Here is a 19954-nt window from a genome sequence, read left to right as displayed (position 1 = left end):
CGGTAGCGGCCTCCCGCCTCAACGAGCTGGATCGCCACCCGCAATCCCTGCCGGCCGATATCCTCGGCGAGCGCGGCAACCCAGTCCGGATCGACCTTGCGCCGGCCGCCCGGCACGTCGATCAGCTTCACGGGGATCTGTTGATAGTCCTGCGGGTTCATTCAAAGGCCTGCCTGGGAAAGGTGTTGGAAGCTTCGCGCGCCCGCCGCCGGGAGGAACAAGCGGCAGGCGCGCCGGTCCGCTGCCGACGCGGGGAGTGAACGGGCAGCGGATAGGAAATTTCGGCGGTAAATCCCGGCCTGATGCAGCCGGAGAAACCGGGGTAGGTTTGACGGCGCCGGCCCGCGCCGAACCGCGGGCCGGCGCCTCTCATCCCCACGTGGGAGACACACATGGAGACGATCGAAATGGATGCAGAAAAGCTGTTCACACTTGCTGTCGGGCTGGTCGAGGCGAACGTACGTGCGGGCCAGCAACTCAACTCCATGAACCTCGACACAGTCGTTCGAGACCAGGTGCAACTCGCCTTCAATGCGCTCGCCGACGTCTGGTCCGATATCGTCAAGGGCGACCAGGCCACGCATTAGCGGCGCCTCATCGGCACGTGCACGACGGTTCCCTCGCGCCCCGTGCAAATGGGGCAAGACGATTTCGTCTTCGCTGCTTGGCTGAAGGCCGGATTTCGGCGGACGATCCAAAGACCTGTCAGCAGCCCGAGAAAACCGCCCAGGGCCGCACCGCCGGCAATCGCAATGATCTCCTGGAGGCTCATGCCAGCCTCCAGGCCACTGCCATCAGCGTGGCGATCCAGGCCCAGGCGAGGATCGCGGCGACACCCAGCGACAGCGCGACGAAAGCCGCGATGTCCTGGACGAGCGGCCTGTCAAGCACCGACCGCATTGTTGACAGAAGCGGCCGTTTCATGCCGCCACCCTGTCACGGGTGGCGGCAGCTTTCTCACTCGACTTCTTGTCGTCGCGCCTGCTATCAAAGATGCGAGTGGCGCGAATGGGATAACGGTCCGGAAAGACCACTTCGACGGGATCGCCAAGGAAGTCCGCGATCAGCTTCTCGTTGATGCGGTTGTACTTGGTCCAGATGGTTCCGAATGATTTTGGGTTGCGGCCATGCTCGGCCGCGAAGTCGGACATCCGCACACCCCTGCGGCGGAATTCCGCGAGGATCGAATGCCGGTCCCACTTCGGCTTCCGGTTCTCCATAACGCTACTCCTGACTGAAGCGGATGTTGGCGCATCCGCTTTTTGTTGGTCCTGCTGGTGTGTTTCCGGCCCGTTTGATCGGGCCGTACAAATAGGTATAGCGATTTATCGCCATAGGTCAAGCGACATGTCGCTATACCGTTGGCGTGCTCGCTTGTGCGCGATGAAAACTGTTGGAGAACGAGTGAAAGAAGCGGCGAAGGCTGTTGGTGGCCTAAACGCGCTTGCCAAGATTGTCGGCATGCCGCGCCGAACTCTTGGCGATCAAATTAGCGGCAAGTTTGAGGTGAAGCTTTCATTCATCGTCGACGTCGCTCGGGCGACTGGCGTCACAGTCAATTGGCTGGCAACCGGGGAAGGAAAGATGTTCGCCGATCCCGCCAGGTCGGCTGGAAAATCGTTCGATGCCGCGCTCCTGGAGAAATGTGCGCGTGTCGTTACTGCCGTTCATCGCGAGGCGAATATCAAGCTGCCGCCGGAAAAGGTCTCGGTCGAGGCGGCAGAACTTTACAATGAGCTGATGGAGCGTCTGGCCGATCCGTCCGACCAGGAGGAGATCGAGGCTGCCTTGCCGCAGCTGCGCCACCTGCTCAGGAAGCGGCTGGCCGCCGCTGCCGCAGAGCCAGGTTCCGGTAAACACTCGGCTTCCTGATAGTGCAGGTCGGCATTCTGGTTTCCAGCGTCATTACGCACGCGGTTGCCATCGATTGCAACGGGAATACACTGCACCCGCAGGCAGCATTGGCACTGTTTGTTTGCGGCGGTTAACGGATTTCTAAATAGACGTTTAAACCGGCCTTAATTGAGCGAAGAGGACAATATGAAGCTGAACAATTTTCTTCTAATTTCCGGCCTCATCGTCAGCGGATTACAATCTCCTGTCTCGCCTGCAGCGCAGGAAGTGCATCAATCGTATGCACTCTCAGAAGTGCAGGTCTCCGCTATCCATGAGGGCGTTCGTGATATTCTGAAAGACCCAGAGTCAGCCCGCTTTGGTGAAATCCTTGCCGCCGCCAACGGTGAGGGAGCCGTTTCTGCCTGCGGATGGGTTAACGCGAAGAACAGCTACGGAGGCTATACCGGCGACAAGCCATTTATCGGGCTGCTTATCAATGGTCGTTTTGTTGCAGTTTTCATTGGCGACACAGACGCCGACCCAGCCGTCATCCTGAGCCTCTGCGCGGAGAACGGCATCAAGTTATAACGCGCCTGTCCGATAGGGCCGAAAACGACCATTAAGAGTGCTTCCAGGCCTGATTTGAAACGCCCCACTTTCGAGCCTCGTGAAAATCCGACTTCAGCCGCAATGGCGCGGTTTTCCGCCATTTTCGCGAAGTGGGGCGGCGGCGCTCAATCGCCGATTTTCCGCCCCACTTTCGAATTGCCGTTTCGTTGTTTTTCAATGGCTTGGCGCATTGGCGCGAGCCGGCCGGATCGGTTTTCTGGATTTCATTGCCATTTGGTCTTGCGCGGCCGCTTTCCCGCGTCGCCCCGCTGCTCCCCACGGAAGCCTTTGATATCCCCACCGAATTCCGCTCTATGGCGCGGCGTCTCCGGCTGTCCCCGGATGTCCCCGGATTGCCATCTGTTCTTGCGCGTTACAAAGCTGCGAGACCGCAGCGCCCGTCGTGGTGCGCCGGTGCATATGAGCAAAGGTAAACTTTACTGCGATGGGGGTAAGTCTTTGAAAAATATGGTCGGGCAGGCCGGATTTGAACCGACGACCCCTTGACCCCCAGTCAAGTGCGCTACCAGGCTGCGCTACTGCCCGAATGTCCCGCAGGACGGCTTCTACCTAACCGCTTCGTGCGGGCTTCGCAAGCCTGCTTGTGACGCGGTGGACAAACTTCCCCCGATTGAGCCTGGTGCGCTCCCGTTGCTCCGCCGCGATCAGTCCCCAGGCAAGGCCGATCAGCAGATACATGTGCCGCCAGTGGTCGGTATCGATGACCACGGCAATGATTGCATGCCCGAACAGCACGATGAAGACGCATTGGCTGAAAGCGGCCCAGGGGCGAGGCTGGAAGACCAGGGGAAACAGGCGCTTGAGCGTCCAGCAAACGAGGACGAAATAGGCCACGCCGCCAAGCCAGCCGTAGCTGGTGAAGGCTTTGAGGTAGGAATTGTGTTCGTCCTCGGGGAAGTAGTTGCGGAATTCCAGCGGGCCGAGCCCGAGGGGGCGTTCCATCACCATCTGGAAGCCGATGGCGTGCCGCGCGAAGCGACCGAGGCGCGAACCGTCATAGGTCTGCACGAGTTTTGCCCGCTCCTCGAACATCGCGGCGATCGTTTCGGAGGAAAGCGCGGCCGCGAACATGAGCGCGAGCAGCAAGACGCCGAGAAGGGCGAGGCCGACGAGCCGCGCTCGGCGGGCGGGGGACCGTCCGTTGATGAAGGCGATCGCGTAGAGCCCCAGGCCGGTGAAGGCCAGGAGGCCCCAGGCGGCGCGCGAGAAGCTCAGGAAGATGCCGAAGCACAGCAGCAGGGCGAGCGCGATGGAAAGAAAGTTCTTCGACAGCGGCCGGTTGAGTATGTCGTGAAAGAGGAAGGCGGTCGGCAGGACCAGGAACGGGCCGAAGACGTTCGGATCCTGGAACGTCCCCTTGGCGCGGTCGTAGAGCGTGAAGAGGCTGGCGCCGGGGATGGCGCCGAAATAGCCGAGGATGCCGATCAGCGCGACGATCGTCGCGCTGGCGACATAGGCGCTGCGGATGACCGTCAGGCGCTGAGGCGTCTCGGCGATTACCGCGGCATAGAAGATCGCGGTTACGACGAGAAAACCGCTGACGGCCATATACATGGCGGCGGCCCCCAGGTCGCTCGCCACGGACACCGCCACGAGGCCGCCGGCCATGTAGATCAGGTAGCAGACGATCATCGGCCCGAAGGCGGGCTTCAACGTAAGCCCGAACAGCGCCCAGACCGAAACGAGGGCGATCATGTAGAGCTCGTAGGGAGCCGGCTCGCGGATGACGAAGCCGCCGAGAAACACTGCAATCCAGAGCGCCGCGTTGGCAAGGCGAGCCGTATCGATCCGCGCCGAAGAGCGGAAAGCGACGGCGCGGCCCGGGCTCGCCCCCGCGCTCAATAGGCATTCTCCGTGTTGAAGAGCGCAAAGGGCGTCTTCAGCAGGATGAGAATGTCGAAGAATATCGACCAGTTCTCGATGTAGTAGATGTCGTATTCGACACGCTTCTGGATCTTCTCGGGCGTATCGACCTCGCCGCGCCAGCCGTTGATCTGCGCCCAGCCGGTCACGCCCGGACGGACCTTGTGGCGGGCGAAATACCCGTCGACGACCTGCTCCCACAGGCGCTCGTCGGTATGGGCGTTGACCGCATGCGGGCGCGGGCCGACAAGGGAGAGATCGCCTTTCAGCACGTTGAAGAGCTGCGGCAGTTCGTCGAGCGATGCCTTGCGGATGAAACGCCCGACGCGGGTGACGCGCGGATCGTCCTTCGTTACCGCCTTGCGCGCGGCCGGATCCGCCAAGTCGTGATACATGGAGCGGAACTTCAGGACTTCGATCACCTCGTTGTTGAAGCCGTAACGCTTCTGGCGGAAAAGGGCGGGGCCCTTGCTTTCGAGGCGGATCGCGGCGGCGACGGCAAGCATCACCGGCGCGAGCGGGACGACGAGCAGGCTTGCGGCAATCAGATCGAAGGCGCGCTTGGAAATCGCATCCCAGTCGGCGACGGGCCGGTCGATGACGTCGACGAAGGGCACGGTGCCGATGAAGGAGGAGGCGCGCTCGCGGAAGCGCATCTTGTCCGTATGGGCGGACAGGCGGATATCGACGGGCAGCACCCACAGCTTCTGCAGGAATTCGACGAGGCGCTTTTCGGCGCGCATCGGGATCGTGACGATCAGCATGTCGATCCGCGCGATGCGACCGAACTGCACGAGGTCCGCCACGGTGCCGAGCTTCGGATAGCCCGCGACGTTGGCGGGCGAGCGATCGTTGCCGCGGTCGTCGAAAATGCCGCAAATGCGGATGTCGTTGTCAGGCTGGGCCTCGATCTCGTGGATCAGGTCGGCGGCCGTTTCTCCGCCGCCGACGATGATCGCGCGCCGTTCCAGCCGGCCCGAGCGGGTCCAATGCTGGACGAAGAGCGACAGGACAGCGCGGAAGATCAAGAGCGTCGCGAGCGTCAGGCCGTACCACAGGCCAAGCCAGGATTCCGGCAGGTGCGGTAGCATGAGATAGTCGCCGGCGACGAGGATGACGCCGGCCACCAGCGACCACGCGGTGACGATGCGACCGGCTTGCGGCAACGCTGTGCGCATGACCGGGATCTGATAGCAATCGGCCGCCTGGAAGATTGCGGCAGCGAGGATCAGGGCGACGAGAAGGGCACTGATCGGCATCCATGGCGCTACCGTCGCGCCGACAATCGAAGTCGAAAGCGTTGCCGCGCCGATCAGGACGATGATTGCCAGATCGATAAGACGGGCGGAACCGACGAGGACGCGCGGAGAAATCGTTTTTGTCTGAAGGCTCTGCGCGATTTCGAGGGCCAGGGGCGACAGGCCGGCTTCGGTTTCGGCAGTCGCCTGACGGCCGGTGCCGGGCAGGGGCCGGGCAGCGGCTTCCGCCGTGTTCAGCCCACTGTCCGATGGCAGGTGAAAGTGCCGGTGCGGGCGCGTCGTGAGATCGTCGTCGTGCATGAACGGTCTCTTCCCAGTCATTCCCAACGCCCGGAGGAGGATCGACGATTTGCCTGTACGGCCATGTTGCCCGGTTCGATGTGCGGTACGGACGTCGAGCCGATGCCCGCCAGCCGCTCCCGCTCGCCTTCGCCGCGCACGGTCTGGTAGAGCGAGGTGATGCGGTCGCTCATGAGTTCGACATTGAAGGTCTCGGTCAGGCAGTGACGAAGCTTGCGCGCGAAGTGCTGCATGTCTTCCGGCGCGCGATATGCGGATGCCATTGCGTCCGCCAGCGCATTCGGATCGGCAGGATTGATGAGGCGGTCGGCATAGGGGCCGAAAATTTCCGGCACCCCGCCAACGCGAGTGGCGATGAGCGGAATTTCGGCCGCCACGGTTTCCAGCACGATGTAGGGCATGGCCTCGGCTCGAGAGGGAACGACGACGCAGCGGCCGCGGGCAAAGGCCTCGCGCGCGGGCACGGCACCCGCAAAGCGGACGCGGTCGGCAAGGCCGTAATCGGCAACCATGCGCTCGTAGCGCGGACGGTCATCGCCTTCGCCAACGATCAGCGCGGTGGGGCGAATGCCGTGCAGCACCTTCAGACGCCGCAGAGCCTCTATGAGGATGTCCGGTCCCTTGAGGTCCCTCAGCATGCCGACGAAAAGGAAATCCGCAGCGTCGGGCGCGGGGCGGATGCGCTGGAATTCCTCCGGAGCCAGGCCGTTATAGACCACGCGCGCTGGCATCGTCGGTTTGGCGACCTTGGTTTCGAAGGCGGCGTATTCGTAGTCGGAGACGAAGACGAGCGCGTCCGTCATGCGTTGCTGCAGGCGCTCCAGGGCGAAATAGATGCGGCCTTCCAGCTTGCGCGGATCGTAGTGCAGGCTGCCGCCATGGGGGCAGTAGATACGGGTGACCTTGCTTCCCGACGATCGCAGCAAGGTGCCGATGACACGCGCAAACACGCCGCCTTTGGCGCCGTGGCCGTGCAGCACGTCCGGCTGCAGGGCGCGGATATGGCGGTAGAGCGCGAGCGTCGCCATCGCGTCGCTCAGCTTGACGCTGCGATGCATCGGAAAGCGGGCGATGCCGAGCTCGAGAAGCGGCGCGGTGCGCGCGATCATCCGATCCTCGAAGGGGCCGCCGGAATTGGAATCGCAGACGATACCCACGCTGTGACCGGCTCGCGTCTGGGCGAGCGCAAGGTCGCAGATGTGGCGGAAGATGCCCCCGATCGGCGCGCGAACGATATGCACGATGCGCAAGGGCGCGGATGTCATCGCGTGTCTCCCTGTCTGAAGACGGTTACGGCAGGCGGCATTCTTGCGGCCGCTGCTGCCTCGTCTTTCCTAACAGGAAGCGGTGAGTCTCCGGTTAACCGGCGGAAGTCTCTGGGAACCCACGGTTAAGCGAGCCGCGATCAGGGGTCAGAAGAACCGCTCGCGCACATAGATCGTATCGCCGGGACGGATCGGGTCGGTGATCGGTACGCGGCCGCTGATGATTTCGCCATTGATCTGACGGGTGATGTCGATCGAGGATTGGGTGGCGCGGGCGGTGAAGCCGCCGGCAGTGGCCACCGCGTTCTGCGCCGTCATTCCGGCGACATAGGGGTACTGGCCGGCGCTGGTGACTTCGCCCAGGACGAAGATCGGGCGATAAGTATCGACCTCGACCGAGACGTCCGGGTCGCGCAAGTATCCGTTTCGCAAGCGCTTTTCGATTTCCTTGGCGAGTTCCTGCTGGGTCATTCCGCGCGCGGGAACGGCCCCCACAAGCGGCATCGAAATATAGCCCGCCTGGTCGATCGTGTAGGTGTTGGAAAGGTCCGTCTGGCCGAAGACGATGACGCGGAGCTGGTCGCTCGTATCCAGGCGGTAGGGCTGGGTCAGGATGTCATGGAACGCCGTCGGCGGCTGGCGGTAGCCGCTGCAGGCGCTGACGAGAAACGCCAGGCCGATGGCGATTAGTGCGCGGGTAACCATGCTCTACTCCTGAACGAATGCGTCCAGTATTTCGGGCATCGTGGTTAACACCGCGTGAATCAGGCTGCTTTTGCCGACAGGCAGGCAGATAGCGGCGGATACCTACGTAATTCCTCGGCTTTTTAGCTGGAAAGCGCCGTCATTAACCGTCCGCTTACTATAAACGGCAATTCTTGAAGGGAACCAGTCTGGAGTAGACGGCATGACGCAGCCAACCCGGTCCCCTGTCGACGAGCGCGTGGATCTTGATCTCGCCGCGCTCTTCGGTGCGCTGCGCGCCTCCCTCAGGTGGCTGTTGCCGTTGACGCTTGCCGCCGGCCTCGCCGCCATGCTCGTGCTCCAGCTCACGCCCTCCAAGTATCGCGGCGAAACGAAAATCCTGATCGAGGGCTCGGAAGCGGTCTATCCCGGCGATAATCGCGGGCAGGAAGAGGAACGGGCGCTGCTCGACACGGAAGGCGTGGCGAGCCAGGTGCAGCTTCTTACCTCGCGCGATCTTGCGCGCCGCGTTGCCAAGCGGCTCGATCTGGCGTCTATCCCGGAATTCGAGGCGGGCGAGGGGGGCGGGCCGATTTCGGCCCTGATGGTGATGTTCGGGCTGATGCGCGACCCGGCCTATGTCAGCCCGGAAGAGCGTGTGCTGAAGGTCTTCTACAAGAACCTGAAAGTTTATCGCGTCGAAGGCTCCCGCGTAATCGCGGTGGAGTTCAGCTCCACAGATCCGGAACGGGCTGCCACGGTCGCCAATACGATTGTCGAGGAATATATCGCGCTGCAATCCGCCGCGAAGCGGCAGAACACGGAATTCGCCGCCGCCGCGCTGGAGCCGCAGATCAAGCGGCTGGAGGAGGACGTGAATGCGGCGCAAAGGCGCGCCGAATCTTTCCGCGCCGAGACCGGATTGCTGGTCGGTGCCGATAACCAGACCCTCAACCAGCAGCAGCTTGGCGAACTGAACAGCCAGCTTTCCGACGCCAGGGCGGATCAGTCCGAGGCCGAGGCCAAGGCACGGCTGATCCGCGAGTTGCTGACGTCCGGCGGCTCGCTGGAGACGGCGAGCGACGTGCTGAATTCGCCGCTGATCCAGCGTCTGCGCGAAAGGCAGGTGGCCTTGCAGGCGCGCATCGCGGAACTTTCCACGACGCTGCTGGCCAACCATCCCCAGCTCAAGGCACTGCAGTCGCAGCTTGCCGATTTCGATCGCCAGATCCGCGAGGAAGCGCGCAAGATCATGGTGGGGCTGGAAAACGATGCCAAGATTGCCGCGAGCCGTGTGGCGGCAATGACGGAGAACTTGAACGAACTGAAGTTGCAGGCGGCCCGTTCGGCGGAGGACCAGGCGAAACTCAGCCAGCTTCAGCGTGAAGCGGATGCCAGGGCGGCGCAGCTGGAACAGCTGATGACCCGCTACCGCGAGGCTGACACGCGCCGCAACGCCGAGACGCTGGCCGCAGATGCGCGGGTGATCTCGCGCGCCGCTGTCCCCCTGGAACCCTATTGGCCGAAAGTGCTTCCGATGAGCGTGATAGTCGCGCTCGCGACCTTCCTGCTGGGCGCTGCCTGGGTGATCGCTCGACAGTTCCTGTCCGGCGCCGTGCTGGTTCGCACCGGCTACGAAGCGCATGAGGAAGAGAACCTGCCGACGAAGTCAGAGGCGGTGGGGGTAGAGGAACCACGCGAAGACACCGAAACGGCAGAGGCGAGCCGGGTCGACGCGGATCAGAATGCGGTCGTAGCGGTCGACAAGCCCATGCTGCCCGAGCCGGGGGCGGATGCCGAGCCGACTCCGCAGGAGGACGAGGCGCCGACCGTGGAAGAGAGGGCGGAGGCGCCGGCGGCACGTCTCGATGTGCCGGTGGAAGCCGGCCGTCCGCGTCGAGTTGCCGTACTCAGCGTCGACAGCGATGAAGTGGCGCAGGAAGTGACCTTCCGTCTTGTGCGGGAAGCAGCGGAGGAGGGCATTCTGCCGCTCTTCCTGGAGGTGCGGCCGGAAATGGACGATCCACAGGCTGTACCTGGTTTCGCCGAATTGCTGGACGGGACGGCATCCTTCGCCGGCGTGATTTATCGCGACGCATCGTCGCGGGCTCATGTCATCGAATCGGGCCGCAAGGCGATCGATGACGAGTTGACCATGGGCGGGCGTTTCGGGCTGGTGATCGAAGCGATCGATCACACCTACGACCAGGTCTTCTTCGACCTCGGCCTGATCGACGATTCGTTGATCAGCGCGCAGATCCTCGCCCTGGCCGACAAGGTGGTCGTCGCCACCGGCGGTTCGCCGGCGGGGCCGGAACTCGATGCGGCGCTGCGGATGCTGGAAGAGCATACGGGGGCGCCTGTGGTGGTGGAAACCGCACGTTCCAAGACAGGCGGAACGCGCCCGCGCAGCGATATGGCGGCCTGACAGGCTCAGCCGCGTCTCAACATCGCCGCCCGCAGACGGCGCAGGAGTGGCCAGAGCGCCCTGTTTTCGCGAAGGCCGCGCTTCAGAGACGCGGCGCCGTCCAGGGCGATTGACGCCAGGCGGCCTTTCGGCGTCAAGGGCGCAACGAGATCGCTGAGCGGGAGAGCCTCCGCCCAGGCGGTCTTATAGCGCTCTTCTCCGAGGCCGAAATCGAACACCTCGACGCCGCGCCCGCACATTTCCCGTACGAGATGGAGCAGGAGGATATCGCCGGGGCTCGAAGAGGCGAGGTCATCTTCGGCAATCGAATTGGTGTAGGCATGATAGCGTCGGCCATGAATGCCGCCGAGGTAGGTGGCGCGGATTTCGCCGGCCACTTCCAGCGCATGGATCATGAAGCGGGCATTGCCTTCCTGACACGACTGCCGGAGCATGCGGCCAAGGAATGCCTGCGCTTCGGGTGATGCGAAAGCGTTCGGCACGCCGCTTTGCCTGGAGCGCGCCTCGCGCTGACGAAACAGCGCTTGAAGAAGTTTCTCGGCATCCGCCGGGTCGTCGGGAGACAGAACGGCGAAACCACCTGCATCGCGCAGCCTCTTTTCCTTGGTCCGCAGCTTCTTGCGAGCAGCGGAACTGCGCTTTTCGGCATAGAGAGCGTCGAAATCGGCCTGGAGATCGAAGGCGAAAAGCGGGACATGGCTGGGGCGGCTGGCGACCCGATGAAGCGGATGCGGGCGGCCGGCAATAGACGGCGGGATATTGCGCAGATCCAGCATGTCGGCGCCGGCATCCTTCACGAGCCGGGTCAGTTCTTGAGGGAGGCGGGTCGCGAAGGCCTCGGTCAGCGCTTCAGGCTGCCAGAGGCCGCTGTTCTGGTTACCAAGGCCGTGGCCCAGGAAACGGCAGATCCGCAACGGGCCGAGCCGAAAGAGGCCGAGTGCGAGAGCGGCAACGGGGCCGTTCTCATCCGCCGCGAGGACGAATAGAGGCTCCACGCCTTGCGGTTCACCCACTTCGCGCTGCCAATTCACCATCCAGTCGAATGTGGAATAGAGGGCGCCTGCGCCGCTCTTCTCAAGGTCGCGGAAGGTCGCCTCCGCTTCGGCGGGAATGCGCGCGAGCCGCAGCACGGCGTGGCCATGCGCCGCCGTTTCCTCATGCCCCAAGACTGACCTAGATGCCGCCGCCGGCATGCTTCCCGCTCCTGCAATTTGCGCCCTGTGTAGCAACAAGTTCTAAAGAAACGGTGCGTAGGATCGCGAAATCGCAAAGGTTTTGCCGGTTTCATGGATCTTCGACGCGCCATACTTGCCGGGAGCTGCCATATCCTCACGCACACGGGCGCGGGGCGGCTGCTTGCGCCTTTTACGCAAGGGGCGGGGCTGATCTTCACGCTGCACAAGGTGGAGCCGGCGCGCCAGGCAGGCGCGTTTGCGCCGAACGGCCATCTGACAGTGACGCCGGAATTCCTTGAAGCGACGATCGCCCAGGTAAGGGCGGCGGGTATCGAGTTCGTATCGCTCGACGAGGCGGTGCGGCGGCTGAAACACGGCGGCAGTGAAAGGCGCTTTGCGGCGATCACACTGGATGACGGCTACCGCAACAATCTGGAATTTGCCTATCCGATCTTCCGGAAACATGGAGTTCCCTTCACAATTTTCGTGGCGTCCGGCTTTGTCGACCGCAATTCCGAGATCTGGTGGGAGGCGCTGGAGCGGATTGTAGCGGGATCCGATCACATTGAGATCCCGATCGGCGCGCGCATGGAGCGGCTGCCGGCGCGCAGCGTTGCCGAGAAAATCTCCGCCTATTCGCGTGCGGCATCCTGGCTGTCCTGCGACACGGGCGAGGCAGCGCAGCGGTTGGAGATCCGGCGCCTTGCGACCCAGCATGGCCTGGACCTGAAAGAGCTAGCCGACGAACTGATCCTGAGTTGGGACGAGTTGCGGCGGCTTTGCGAAGATCCGCTGGCAACGGTCGGCGGGCATACGCACGATCATTTCGCACTGGCGCGGCTCAGCCGCGGGGAAATGCGCGACAACGTACGGCTGGGGCTGGAGCGCCTGGAAGCCGAACTGGGCGTCAGGCCACGCCATTTCGCCTACCCGTACGGATATGAAGCGGCGGTCGACCGGCGCAGCGTTGAGACGTTGAAGGAATTCGGCTTCGACTGTGCGTTGACGACACGGCCCGGCATGCTGAAGGATGCGGCGCATCACGAGATGCTGGCGCTGCCGCGAATCTCGCTGAACGGCTATTTCCAACACGCTGCGATCGTCTCGCAATTCCTGACCGGCGCGCCGTTTCCCTTCTACAACATGGTGCGGGGCATCAAGGAGCGGCTGGTCTTCCTGCCGGGCTCGGCACGCGTTCCAAATCCCGACCGGGTGCTTTGACGCAACGCCTCAGGAGCGCTTGCGTTCCATCCACCAGATGATCGCGCCGGCCGGGATCGTCCATGCAAGGCCGGCTACCGCGAAATAGAGGAAGCGTACCGCAGTGGATGCCTGCTGCAGGGTCAGGTCGCCGATCACCATGGCGACGAAGGCGTAGGTGATGACGAAGACCACCAGCACGACCATACCGACGAATTTGCGAAAGCTGGGGCGCATCCCTTGCGGCTCTCCTGCGTTGAAGCCTGTATCATGACGTGGTCCCGAGCGGGCAAATGCCGCAGCCCGAAGGACCGTCAAGCTCTTGTCAGAGCGCTCACTGGCCTATAACCGGACGAAGATCAAGGCGGCGGACGGCCGGTTTCTCATTCGATGGGCGCGAAAAGCGATATGACGACAGGAATTGCCGGACAGGAGATACGCCCGTCGACGGAGAATGCGGCGACGCTTTCGAACCGCGAGTTGCGCAACCGGGCGCTGATCCGCGGCTGGCTCTATCTCGTCTGCCTGATGATCTTCGCGATGGTCGTGGTGGGCGGCGCGACGCGACTGACGGAATCCGGTCTCTCGATCACCGAATGGAAGCCGATTCACGGCGTCATCCCGCCGCTTGGCGAGGCCGAGTGGCAGGAGGAATTCGCCAAGTACCGGGAAATTCCGGAATACAAGATCGTCAACAACGGGATGAGCCTCGACGAGTTCAAGTTCATCTTCTGGTGGGAGTGGTCGCATCGCCTGCTCGGACGGTTGATTGGCGTCGTCTTCTTCGTACCGATGGTGTGGTTCTGGGCAAGGGGCATGGTCGAGCCGTGGCTGAAGCCGCGTCTCGTCGCCGGCTTCCTGCTCGGCGGGCTGCAGGGAGCCGTCGGCTGGTGGATGGTGGCGTCCGGCCTGGTGGAGCGCACCGACGTGAGCCAGTACCGGCTGGCGACGCACCTCACCCTGGCGATCGTCATCTTCGCCTATCTCTTCCACCTTGCCCGCCGGCTGGCACCGGGCCTGACCACGATCCGTGAGGCGGGCCGGCACGCAACGCTCGCGAAGCTTCTGCTCGTGCTGGTGATTTTCCAGATCTTTCTGGGCGGTCTTGTCGCCGGCCTCAATGCCGGGCTCACTTTCAACACCTGGCCGCTGATGGACGGGCAGTTCGTGCCAAAGGGGCTGATGGCGATGAGCCCGGCCTGGGCGAATTTCTTCGAGAATGTGATGACGGTGCAGTTCCAGCACCGGATGGCGGCATATCTGGTGGTTGTCGTGACCGTCTGGCTGTCGATCCGCGTGCTGCGGGACCGTGCGTCTTCCACGCTGCACATGCCGGCGATGCTGCTCGTTGCTGCCGTGTTCCTGCAAGTGATGCTGGGCATTGCAACGCTGCTGAAGCACGTGCCGCTCGACTATGCGCTCGGCCATCAGGCGGGCGCGGTGCTGCTGCTGGCCCTTGCTGTCGAGATGGTAGTGCGGACGGGTGCGAGGCCGGCGGCCTGAGGGGCGGGCGGCAAGGGCCGCCCATCCTGGTGTCCGTTTTCACGCTTCGATCGTTGCCAGCGCCTGATCGAGGTCGGCGATCAGGTCCTCGACATCCTCCAGGCCGATCGACAGCCGCACCACGTCGGGTCCGGCGCCGGCGGCCGTTTTCTGCTCGTCGGTGAGCTGCCGGTGGGTGGTCGATGCGGGATGAATGATCAATGAACGCGTGTCGCCGATATTGGCGAGATGCGAGAAGAGCTGGACGTTGGAGACAAGCGCCACGCCGGCGTCATAGCCGCCCTTGACGCCGAAGGTGAAGACGGAACCGGCGCCCTTCGGCATGTATTTGCGATGCAGCCCGTAATAGGGATCGCTCTCCAGGCCGGCATAGGAAACCCAGTCCACCTTGTCGTGGCTCTTGAGATGCTCCGCGACCTTCAGCGCATTGTCGCAATGGCGCTGCATGCGCAGCGGCAGAGTCTCGATGCCGGTCATGATGAGGAAGGAATTCATCGGCGAAATGGCAGGCCCGAGGTCGCGCAAGCCGAGCACACGGCAGGCGATGGCGAAGGCGAAGTTGCCGAAGGTCTCGTGCAGCACCATGCCGTTATATTCAGGCCGGGGTTTCGAGAGCATCGGATAGTTGCCGGAAGCCGACCAGTCGAAGGTGCCGCCGTCGACGATGACGCCTCCCATGGAATTGCCGTGGCCGCCCATGAATTTCGTCAGCGAATGCAGCACGATATCGGCGCCGTGCTCGATCGGGCGGCAGAGATAGGGCGTGGCAAGGGTGTTGTCGACGACGAAGGGAATGCCCTTCGACCGGGCGATCGCCGCGATCGCGTCGAGATCGACCAGCACGCCGCCGGGATTGGCGAGGCTTTCGACGAAAATCGCGCGGGTGCGGTCGTCGATGAGGGCGGTGAAGCTGTCCGGATCGGTGGCCTCGGCCCAGCGGACTTCCCAGCCGAAGCTCTTGAAGGAATGATTGAGCTGGTTGATCGAGCCGCCGTAAAGCTTGTTGGCCGCAACGATATTGTCGCCGGGCATCATCATCGCGTGGAAAGCAAGGAGCTGCGCGGCGTGGCCGGAAGCGGTGGCCAGTGCAGCCGTGCCGCCTTCCAGCGCCGCCACACGCTCTTCGAGCGCGGCCGTCGTCGGATTGGTGATGCGCGTATAGATGTTGCCGAAGGCCTGCAGACCGAAGAGCGAGGCGGCGTGATCCACGTCGTCAAAGACGAAGGCCGTGGTCTGGTAGATCGGCGTCACGCGGGCGCCCGTGGAGGGGTCCGGTTGCGCGCCTGCGTGAATGGCCAGCGTGGAAAAGCCGGGAATACGGTCGGTCATGCGGTCACCCCCAGTTTCGTCGGTTCGATAGCGGCTAGATCTTTTCTTTCAGGTCGCGCAGCCCGCGATGCTGGAAGCCCTTTTGCAGCACCGGGCGCTTGGACGAGATCGTCCTGGAATTGACGCCGGTCCAGCCGATCTCGCCGGAAAGCCTTCCGTATTCGATCTTCGGGCAGCGGTTCATGACGACCTTGATGCCGGCGGCCTCGGCACGGGCGGCGGCCTCGTCATTGCGGATGCCGAGCTGCAGCCAGATCACCTTCGGCAGCGGAGAAAGCGCGAGCGCCTCGTCGACGACGGCGCCGGCGGCTTCCGAATTGCGGAAGACATCGACCATGTCGATGGGACGCGGCACGTCGGCGAGCTTTCCGTAAACCGGCTGGCCGAGGATTTCCTTGCCGGCCTGTCCCGGATTGATCGGGATGACGTCGTAGCCCTTGGCCAGCAGGTATTTCAGCACGAAATAAGAAGGACGGACCGAGTTGGCGCTGGCGCCGATCATGGCGATCGTCTTCACCTCGTCGAGGATGCCGCGGATATAGGCATCCTGATAGCTGTCGTGGTTCATTCGCCCTTCCACTCCGGCTTGCGCTTCTGCAGGAAGGCGTTGATGCCTTCCTCGGCGTCCCGCGCCAGCATGTTCTCCACCATGACGTTGGCGCAATAGGCATAGGCCTCGGCAAGCGGCATTTCGGCCTGGGCGTAGAAGGCTTCCTTGCCGATCTTCAGCGTCAGCGGCGACTTGGAGGCGATGGTCTCGGCGTATTTGCGCACCACGACCTCCAGGTAATCCTTCGGCACGATCCGGTTGATCAGGCCGAACTGCTTGGCGGTGGAGGCGTCGATTACCTCGCCGGTCAGGAGCATTTCCATCGCCTGCTTGCGCCCGACATTGCGCGACAGGGCCACCATCGGCGTCGAGCAGAACAGGCCGATATTGACGCCGGGCGTGCAGAAGGTCGCCGTATCGGTCGCGATCGCCAGGTCGCAGGAGGCGACGAGCTGGCAGCCGGCGGCCGTCGCCAGCCCTTCCACCACGGCGATGACGGGCTTCGGCAGCCGGACGATCGTCTGCATCAGTTCCGAACAGCGGTTCATTACGTCGGCATAATAGGCGCGGCCACGGTCGGCATGGGCGCGGGCGGCGGTCATTTCCTTCAGGTCGTGGCCGGCGCAGAAGGCCTTGCCCGTCGACCGCAGGACGATCACGCGCACCTCGGCATTTTGGGCGGCGGCGTCGAAACCCGCCTGCAGGGCGGCCAGCATCTCCTCCGACAGCGAATTCATGCGTTCGGGGCGTTGCATGGTGAGCATCAGCGCTCCCGACAGGAGTTCGCTGGCGAGCGGCGGGGATTTCGTATCCTTTACGGCGGCGGGAGACGGCGCGGTCATGGGCGTTCCTCGAAACGGGCTTTCGAACGTGTCGTTAGGTCTCTTATAGCGGACCGGCAGGCGGAGGCGATAGCCGCCGAAGGTTCGACTTGCGGCTGATATCCTTCCGCCGCTACGAAGGATGTCGAAGCGGCAGGAGCAAGGAGGGAAACGAACGTGCAGCCCGTGATGACGATCGAGGAAATCTCCGACCTGCTCGACCGGGAGTTTCCGCAAATCCACGATCGCGGCCGCGTCTACGAATTCGCCTCGGTGGAGCCGGGCAGGGCGGTGGTGTATTTCTCCGCCAACGAAAGGCACCTTAGGCCGGGCGGCACCGTCTCCGGGCCGACGCTGATGGAGCTTGCCGATCTTGCCGCCTATGTGGTGATCCTCGGCCATATCGGACCCGTGGCGCTCGCCGTGACCACCAATCTCAACATCAATTTCCTGAGGAAGCCGGAGCAGGGCCGGCTCGTCGCCACCTGCACGCTTCTGAAGCTCGGCAAGCGGCTGGCGGTCACGGAATGCGGAATCGCGGGAGAAAGCGGCGAACTGCTGGCCCATGCGACCGCGACCTATTCGATTCCGCCGCGATAGTGGGCGAAAACGCCCTGAAAATGTGTGGTATTCAAATACCGTTTTTCTATCTTATTGAAATATATAGCATATTTTTGGTGTCGCCCAAAAATAACGCTTGACGGCGCAGGTGGCGACCGGTAATACCCCGTCCGACATGAGGCGCGGACTTCCTCCGCGAGCACGGATCGCGTGCCCAGCTCGTATCCTTCACCTGACCGAAGCATGGATCAGACACATGAAGACCTATTCTGCCAAGCCGGCTGAGGTCGAGAAGAAATGGATCCTGATCGACGCAGAAGGCGTTGTCGTGGGGCGTCTCGCCTCCTTCATCGCCAACACCCTGCGCGGCAAGACCAAACCGACCTTCACGCCGCATGTCGACTGCGGTGACAACGTTATCGTCATCAATGCGGACAAGGTGGTGTTCACCGGCCGCAAGTACGAGAACAAGAAATACTACTGGCACACCGGGCATCCCGGCGGCATCAAGGAGCGCACCGCGCGTGCGATCATCGAGGGCCGCTTCCCCGAGCGCGTGCTGGAAAAGGCGATCCAGCGCATGATGCCGGGTGGTCCGCTCAGCCGCAAGCAGCTAAAGAACCTGCGCATCTATGCCGGTTCCACGCATCCGCACGAGGCCCAGTCGCCGGTAACCGTCGACTTCAAGGCCAAGAATCCCAAGAATGCGAAGGTGGCTTGACCATGGCTGACCTCCAGTCTCTCGAAGCTCTCGGTGACGCCGTCCGCGGTGGCGAGAGCGAAGCTCCTGTGCATGTCCAGAAGCTGGACGCCCAGGGCCGTGCCTACGCTACCGGCAAGCGCAAGGACGCGATTGCCCGCGTGTGGATCAAGCCGGGTACCGGCAAGATCGTGGTGAACAAGAAGGACTACTCGTCCTACTTCGCCCGTCCGGTGCTGCAGATGATCCTGCGCCAGCCGATCCTGCTGACCAACCGCGACGGCCAGTACGACGTCATCGCCACGGTGACGGGCGGCGGTCTTTCCGGCCAGGCGGGCGCGCTGCGCCACGGCATTTCCAAGGCTCTGACCCATTACGAGCCGGAACTGCGCGGCATCCTGAAGAAGGAAGGCTTCCTGACCCGCGACAGCCGCGTGGTGGAACGCAAGAAGTACGGCAAGCGCAAGGCGCGCCGGAGCTTCCAGTTCTCCAAGCGCTAAGCGTCAGGATCCCAATCCTGTTCGAACGGCCCGCCATCGGCGGGCCGTTTTTCTTTGTGCGGTCGCTATCCCTTCCGGATGCTGGTTTTCATAAGTCTTACAGGTACAGATCCGGGGCAACCCAATGCTTTGAGGTCGGTGGATCGAGGGTTACTGCCAGGTATTCGCGTACCACCTCTCTAAAGAAGGTTGGTCGCGGAAATCGCTAACCTTATCCACAAGCGAACTAGTCAGGCATGAAGTCCAGCAACCATCGTGTGCTCGCTTTTGCTTCTGCCAAGATCGGCACTGGCTTGCCCGCCGCTCGCCGCCGTGCGCGACTCGTACGAATTCCGCCCTCGCGGCACAGATCTCTCTGCACTGCACTTACCTGCTCCGGCGTGATTACTCGTTGCTGCCTGACCCGCTTGCGCTCTATCCATCCGTCCCCAGACTAGGACCGGGCTCAAAGTCATGATGGAGGAAAAACTGAGTGCCAGGACCTGTTGACAAAAGGGATTTCCAAATCAGGCGGGTTCTGATTCAAGACTGCTTTTCAGGAGGCATTCTTGGCCAGAGTAGAGTTTCGCGGCGATCTTACGGACATGGAATGTGCCGTCATCGAACCGCTTCTGCCGTCCGAGCGCGGACGGTGGGCGCGACCTGCCCAGGACAACCGGCGTTATCTCAACGGCATGCTGCATGTGTTGCGGGTGGGCTGCCCGTGGCGCGACATGCATGAACGATACGGCAAATGGAATTCGATCTATGTTCGCTTCCGGCGGTGGGCGGAACAAGGCGTGTGGGATGCTCTTTTGGAAACGCTTGTCGAGATGGGGCTGACGGACGATTGGCAGCACATGGTCGATAGCACATCCGTCCGGGGCCATTCGCAGACAGCCGGCGCAGTCCGCAGGACGGGACTCATAAGGAGGGCTTTAGTCGAAGCCGCGGCGGCTTTGCGAGCAAGATCCACGCCCGATCAGACGGTCAGGGACGCCCTCTTGATATCGTCCTGACCGGCGGAGGGGCCTTCCGGCCACAACGCCTTCAAGTCCCTGTTGGAGATGCCGGTTGGCGGACCGCGCCTGATGCTGGCCGACAAGGGGTATGACGGCGACACCATCCGCGAAGCGCTACTTCCTCAGGGTATCCTGCCGGTCATCCCGCCCAGGTCGAACCACCTGGCGCCTGCGAAATGCGACGATCGCGCCCACAAGGACCGCAACCGCATCGAGCGCATGTTCAATCGGCTCAAACAGCTCCGCCGCATCGCCACCCGCTACGACAAAACCGCCAGATCCTTCCTCGGCTTCCTATGCCTCGCCGCCGCAAGGCTCTGGTTGCCTTCTTTTGTCAATTGGCCATAGC

21 protein-coding genes, 1 tRNA gene and 1 pseudogene are annotated in these 19954 nt (G+C 62.9%); 10 read left to right on the top strand and 13 right to left on the bottom strand.

The features are described 5' to 3' along the window. Positions 1 to 392 precede the first annotated feature (392 nt). Positions 393 to 587, top strand: coding sequence for a hypothetical protein (locus H2509_RS03255; protein WP_182162259.1), 195 nt, complete (start codon positions 393 to 395; stop codon positions 585 to 587). Here H2509_RS03255 and H2509_RS03250 read toward each other — a convergent pair. The 3 genes from H2509_RS03250 to H2509_RS03240 are packed head-to-tail and all read right to left on the bottom strand — an operon-like array spanning position 584 to position 1220. Then, on the bottom strand, positions 584 to 772 hold the full coding sequence (locus H2509_RS03250) for a hypothetical protein (protein ID WP_182162257.1): 189 nt from the start codon (positions 770 to 772) through the stop codon (positions 584 to 586). The two genes, H2509_RS03255 and H2509_RS03250, sit on opposite strands and share 4 nt — an antisense overlap. Next, positions 769 to 924, bottom strand: coding sequence for a hypothetical protein (locus H2509_RS03245; protein WP_182162255.1), 156 nt, complete (start codon positions 922 to 924; stop codon positions 769 to 771). Before H2509_RS03245 ends, H2509_RS03250 begins: the two co-directional genes overlap by 4 nt. After that, positions 921 to 1220 carry a helix-turn-helix domain-containing protein gene (locus H2509_RS03240; RefSeq protein ID WP_182162253.1) on the bottom strand — a complete coding sequence of 100 codons (300 nt, stop codon included), beginning with the start codon at positions 1218 to 1220 and terminating at the stop codon, positions 921 to 923. Before H2509_RS03240 ends, H2509_RS03245 begins: the two co-directional genes overlap by 4 nt. 127 nt (positions 1221 to 1347) lie before the next feature. Between H2509_RS03240 and H2509_RS03235 the strand changes: the two genes are divergently transcribed. Together H2509_RS03235 and H2509_RS03230 are read left to right on the top strand one after the other, a co-directional pair. Then, positions 1348 to 1872 carry a helix-turn-helix domain-containing protein gene (locus H2509_RS03235; protein WP_182162251.1) on the top strand — a complete coding sequence of 175 codons (525 nt, stop codon included), beginning with the start codon at positions 1348 to 1350 and terminating at the stop codon, positions 1870 to 1872. Between the two features lie 168 nt (positions 1873 to 2040). Continuing rightward, on the top strand, positions 2041 to 2424 hold the full coding sequence (locus tag H2509_RS03230) for a hypothetical protein (protein ID WP_182162249.1): 384 nt from the start codon (positions 2041 to 2043) through the stop codon (positions 2422 to 2424). 490 nt (positions 2425 to 2914) lie between these two features. Here H2509_RS03230 and H2509_RS03225 read toward each other — a convergent pair. The 5 genes from H2509_RS03225 to H2509_RS03205 form a co-directional block, all read right to left on the bottom strand. Next, positions 2915 to 2991 (bottom strand) — tRNA-Pro (locus H2509_RS03225). A 24-nt stretch (positions 2992 to 3015) separates the two neighbouring features. Beyond that, complete coding sequence (locus H2509_RS03220) at positions 3016 to 4308, bottom strand: O-antigen ligase family protein (protein WP_209001771.1); 1293 nt, start codon at positions 4306 to 4308, stop codon at positions 3016 to 3018. Beyond that, positions 4305 to 5888: an undecaprenyl-phosphate glucose phosphotransferase gene (locus H2509_RS03215; protein ID WP_182162247.1), complete on the bottom strand. Its 1584-nt coding sequence runs from the start codon at positions 5886 to 5888 to the stop codon at positions 4305 to 4307. Before H2509_RS03215 ends, H2509_RS03220 begins: the two co-directional genes overlap by 4 nt. Positions 5889 to 5905: 17 nt before the next feature. Then, positions 5906 to 7153 (bottom strand): glycosyltransferase, encoded by a 1248-nt coding sequence (locus H2509_RS03210; RefSeq protein WP_182162245.1) that lies wholly within the window; start codon positions 7151 to 7153, stop codon positions 5906 to 5908. Between the two features lie 147 nt (positions 7154 to 7300). Beyond that, entirely contained in the window at positions 7301 to 7858 is a 558-nt protein-coding gene (locus H2509_RS03205) for a polysaccharide biosynthesis/export family protein (RefSeq protein ID WP_182162243.1), read from the bottom strand. A gap of 202 nt (positions 7859 to 8060) precedes the next feature. Between H2509_RS03205 and H2509_RS03200 the strand changes: the two genes are divergently transcribed. Next, a complete protein-coding gene (locus tag H2509_RS03200; RefSeq protein ID WP_182162241.1) occupies positions 8061 to 10265 on the top strand; it encodes a GumC family protein in 2205 nt (734 codons plus the stop codon). Between the two features lie 5 nt (positions 10266 to 10270). Here the strand turns inward: H2509_RS03200 and H2509_RS03195 are convergent, their stop codons facing one another. After that, positions 10271 to 11458 carry a GNAT family N-acetyltransferase gene (locus H2509_RS03195; RefSeq protein WP_182162239.1) on the bottom strand — a complete coding sequence of 396 codons (1188 nt, stop codon included), beginning with the start codon at positions 11456 to 11458 and terminating at the stop codon, positions 10271 to 10273. Positions 11459 to 11551: 93 nt separating this feature from the next. Between H2509_RS03195 and H2509_RS03190 the strand changes: the two genes are divergently transcribed. Next, positions 11552 to 12661 (top strand): polysaccharide deacetylase family protein, encoded by a 1110-nt coding sequence (locus H2509_RS03190; RefSeq protein ID WP_182162237.1) that lies wholly within the window; start codon positions 11552 to 11554, stop codon positions 12659 to 12661. 9 nt (positions 12662 to 12670) lie between these two features. On the opposite strand, the gene H2509_RS03185 is transcribed toward H2509_RS03190, so the two are convergent. Next, positions 12671 to 12877 (bottom strand): DUF2842 domain-containing protein, encoded by a 207-nt coding sequence (locus H2509_RS03185; RefSeq protein WP_182162235.1) that lies wholly within the window; start codon positions 12875 to 12877, stop codon positions 12671 to 12673. A gap of 171 nt (positions 12878 to 13048) precedes the next feature. Here H2509_RS03185 and H2509_RS03180 point away from each other — a divergent pair, with 171 nt between their 5' ends. After that, positions 13049 to 14143 carry a COX15/CtaA family protein gene (locus H2509_RS03180; RefSeq protein WP_209001770.1) on the top strand — a complete coding sequence of 365 codons (1095 nt, stop codon included), beginning with the start codon at positions 13049 to 13051 and terminating at the stop codon, positions 14141 to 14143. 39 nt (positions 14144 to 14182) lie between these two features. On the opposite strand, the gene H2509_RS03175 is transcribed toward H2509_RS03180, so the two are convergent. From H2509_RS03175 to H2509_RS03165, 3 genes are read right to left on the bottom strand one after another with little or no spacing between them, the layout of a single operon-like run. Beyond that, positions 14183 to 15472: an O-acetylhomoserine aminocarboxypropyltransferase gene (locus H2509_RS03175; RefSeq protein ID WP_182162231.1), complete on the bottom strand. Its 1290-nt coding sequence runs from the start codon at positions 15470 to 15472 to the stop codon at positions 14183 to 14185. Between the two features lie 34 nt (positions 15473 to 15506). Continuing rightward, positions 15507 to 16040: a CoA-binding protein gene (locus H2509_RS03170; protein WP_182162229.1), complete on the bottom strand. Its 534-nt coding sequence runs from the start codon at positions 16038 to 16040 to the stop codon at positions 15507 to 15509. After that, a complete protein-coding gene (locus tag H2509_RS03165) occupies positions 16037 to 16864 on the bottom strand; it encodes an enoyl-CoA hydratase (RefSeq protein WP_182162227.1) in 828 nt (275 codons plus the stop codon). The genes H2509_RS03170 and H2509_RS03165 overlap by 4 nt, the downstream gene beginning before the upstream one ends. Positions 16865 to 17032: 168 nt before the next feature. On the opposite strand from H2509_RS03165, the gene H2509_RS03160 reads away from it, so the two are divergent. From H2509_RS03160 to H2509_RS21315, 4 genes and pseudogenes are all read left to right on the top strand, one after another. Then, positions 17033 to 17443, top strand: coding sequence for a PaaI family thioesterase (locus tag H2509_RS03160; RefSeq protein ID WP_182162263.1), 411 nt, complete (start codon positions 17033 to 17035; stop codon positions 17441 to 17443). Positions 17444 to 17660: 217 nt separating this feature from the next. After that, positions 17661 to 18125 (top strand): 50S ribosomal protein L13, encoded by a 465-nt coding sequence (rplM, locus tag H2509_RS03155; RefSeq protein ID WP_182162225.1) that lies wholly within the window; start codon positions 17661 to 17663, stop codon positions 18123 to 18125. A 2-nt stretch (positions 18126 to 18127) separates the two neighbouring features. Then, complete coding sequence (gene rpsI, locus H2509_RS03150) at positions 18128 to 18604, top strand: 30S ribosomal protein S9 (protein ID WP_182162223.1); 477 nt, start codon at positions 18128 to 18130, stop codon at positions 18602 to 18604. Between the two features lie 548 nt (positions 18605 to 19152). Continuing rightward, positions 19153 to 19953 (top strand): annotated as a pseudogene (locus H2509_RS21315) (IS5 family transposase). The last annotated feature ends 1 nt before the right edge of the window (position 19954 follow it).

The organism is Stappia albiluteola, assembly GCF_014050225.1.
In the GTDB taxonomy this organism is placed as follows: domain Bacteria; phylum Pseudomonadota; class Alphaproteobacteria; order Rhizobiales; family Stappiaceae; genus Hongsoonwoonella; species Hongsoonwoonella albiluteola.
Note: the sequence above shows the minus strand (reverse complement) of the source record. Positions and strands in the feature narration are given on the sequence as shown.